We start from the raw sequence: 1192 nt of genomic DNA on the forward strand, positions 1-1192 counted from the left end.
CAAAGGTCGCGGCGGCTCGGCCTCTTGCGCTTCAGGCGGTGGGCGTAATCCCGCCCGAACTTCAAGGCCCAGCGCCGCACCGTCTCGTAGGAGACGGCGATGCCGCGCTCCAGAAGCATCTCCTCCACCAGRCGAAGGCTCAGGGGAAAGCGGAAATACAGCCACACCGCATGGGCGATGATCGCCGGTGGGAACCGATGGCGCTTGTAGCTGATGGYCGGCAGGGTCATGCACGCCCACCTACACCGCTTGCCGCCATGCCGGAGTTRACGTGACAACGCCCTTCGCCCTATCCAACCGGGTCCAAGGCCTGCGTTACGCCTGTTGCCCTGGGCTTTGATTGGATTTTCGTTGTTTGTCGCAATTGTTGGGATCGTGCGGTTCTGGATCCTGGCATAGCCGACGCAAGCTTCCGATTCTGGAGCTGCAGGCCCGCTGGATCACCCATATCTTCCCTGGGCAGGCCCGACTGCCGACGGCTTCAGCACTAATCGGGGTTTTTGCAGGCACAGCTCAGTGTCAAGATCGCCCTCTCGGGCAACGGAGGTTGGGGATGTTGGTTCAGCTGACCGTCGGCGCGCTCGCAAGTGTCGTCAACATCTTCGCCCATTCTTTGGTCATGTCCCTGGTGATAAGAGTGTCCCGCCGACAGGCCGAGACATTTCAAGATAGTCGGTGGTCGCTTTCCATGGTCATGTCGGCTGTAGTGTGTGTGCTAATGGCGGCACACACCGTTGAAGCGGTGATTTGGGCGATTACCTACCGGATTGTAGGCGCAGTTCCGGAAGATTCGGAGTTCCTTTACTTCGCGTTCGTAAATTTCGCGACCCTTGGCTATGGCGACATCACGCCAGTTGTTGGCTGGCGTCTCCTTGGTCCCATCACCTCTATGAACGGCATCCTGCTATTTGGTTGGTCTACGGCGGTTATCTTCGAGGTCCTCGTCCGGACCCTAAGGCGGATCGACAAACTCGCGGACTAGAGCAGGTTCATGGTTTTCCGATTCTGAGGGGATTCCCAAGCGGCGCGAACAGTGCGATTCCTTCCCCGTCTGACGCGGGAGGCCGGGATGGCACGGGCTTACAGCCAGGATTTGCGTGAGCGAGTGATTGCGGCGACCGAGGCGGGCTTGCCCGCGCGCCATGCGGCCGATCGGTTCGGGATCGGCATCGCGACGGCGATCGTCTGGGCG

The 1192-nt window shown here is 60.4% G+C and carries 2 protein-coding genes and 1 pseudogene; 2 read left to right on the top strand and 1 reads right to left on the bottom strand.

Features of this window, described 5'->3' with window-relative positions; genetic code table 11:
- Window positions 1-230 (bottom strand): annotated as a pseudogene (locus AC1D34_RS37770) (IS6 family transposase); the annotation flags it as partial.
- 323 nt (window positions 231-553) lie between these two features.
- Here AC1D34_RS37770 and AC1D34_RS37775 point away from each other — a divergent pair.
- Both AC1D34_RS37775 and AC1D34_RS37780 read left to right on the top strand, forming a co-directional pair.
- Window positions 554-982, top strand: coding sequence for a potassium channel family protein (locus AC1D34_RS37775; RefSeq protein WP_476777455.1), 429 nt, complete (start codon window positions 554-556; stop codon window positions 980-982).
- Window positions 983-1069: 87 nt separating this feature from the next.
- A partial coding sequence (locus AC1D34_RS37780; RefSeq protein WP_476827056.1) for an IS630 transposase-related protein occupies window positions 1070-1192 on the top strand: 123 nt, incomplete at its 3' end.

Source organism: Allobosea sp. P1_A7 (assembly GCF_056406775.1).

Coding starts and splice junctions, on each gene's coding strand:
- AC1D34_RS37775 (WP_476777455.1), top strand. CDS start 554: ATGTTGGTTCAGCTGACCGTCGGCGCGCTCGCAAGTGTCGTCAACATC.